Below are 1,063 nucleotides of genomic sequence, written 5' to 3'. Positions count from 1 at the left end.
CCAGAAGTAGATAGCTTAACCTTCGGGAGGGCGTTTACCACGGTGTGGTTCATGACTGGGGTGAAGTCGTAACAAGGTAGCCCTAGGGGAACCTGGGGCTGGATCACCTCCTTACCTAAAGACTTATGCTGTTTTATGCAGTGTCCACACAGATTGCCTGGTTAAAATGTAAAAGAACATCTAAGTTACCCATAACTTAGAGAAAACTTAGTCCCGTTCGTCTAGAGGCCTAGGACACCGCCCTTTCACGGCGGTAACAGGGGTTCGACTCCCCTACGGGACGCCACTTCTTTTCATCGGAAGTAAAACGATGGGCGATTAGCTCAGTTGGGAGAGCACCTCCCTTACAAGGAGGGGGTCACTGGTTCGAGCCCGGTATCGCCCACCACTTTCTGTTGAATAGAACTTCTCCTAAGAAGTAAAACTTGATGGGGTTATAGCTCAGCTGGGAGAGCGCCTGCCTTGCACGCAGGAGGTCTGCGGTTCGATCCCGCATAGCTCCACCACTTTCTAAATGCATTCGCAAGAGTGTGATTAGAAAGTGGATTAGTCATCTTTAAAAATGACAAAAACACATGTTCTTTAACAATCTGGAAAGCTGACTAGTAAATTTAATCGAAAGATTAATTTTAAAAATGTTTTTATTGCTTCTTGTAAAAGAAGGATAAAAACGAGTTCTCAAACAACACACATTCAAGTGTCTTGATTTTGCTTTCACTTTTTAAAGTGAAGACAAATAAATGAGTCCGGCGAAAAACCAATGTTTAATATTTTCTTGATCGGAGTATTAAACGCAAACCTTGGTTGTTTGAACATACAAGACCTCTTGGGGTTGTATGGTTAAGTGACTAAGCGTACACGGTGGATGCCTTGGCAGTCAGAGGCGATGAAGGACGTATTAACTTGCGATAAGCCCAGATTAGGCAGTAAAAGCCTCTTGAGTCTGGGATTTCCGAATGGGGAAACCCACTTGCATAAGCAAGTATCATTAACTGAATACATAGGTTAATGAGGCAAACCGGGGGAACTGAAACATCTAAGTACCCCGAGGAAGAGAAATCAA

At 43.9% G+C, this 1,063-nt stretch carries 3 tRNA genes and 2 rRNA genes; all 5 read left to right on the top strand.

The features are described from left to right. Positions 1-114, top strand: a 16S ribosomal RNA gene (locus C9I86_RS19775); the annotation flags it as partial. A gap of 96 nt (positions 115-210) precedes the next feature. Then, positions 211-286: transfer RNA gene (locus C9I86_RS19770), tRNA-Glu, on the top strand. Between the two features lie 26 nt (positions 287-312). Continuing rightward, positions 313-388 (top strand) — tRNA-Val (locus tag C9I86_RS19765). 42 nt (positions 389-430) lie between these two features. Next, positions 431-506, top strand: a tRNA-Ala gene (locus C9I86_RS19760). A 332-nt stretch (positions 507-838) separates the two neighbouring features. Continuing rightward, a 23S ribosomal RNA gene (locus C9I86_RS19755) occupies positions 839-1,063 on the top strand; the annotation flags it as partial.

This window comes from Photobacterium sp. NCIMB 13483 (assembly GCF_003025475.1).
Classification (GTDB): Bacteria; Pseudomonadota; Gammaproteobacteria; order Enterobacterales; family Vibrionaceae; genus Photobacterium; species Photobacterium piscicola.
The sequence above is the reverse complement of the archived record's forward strand: the minus strand, read 5'-3'. Positions and strand labels throughout refer to the sequence as shown.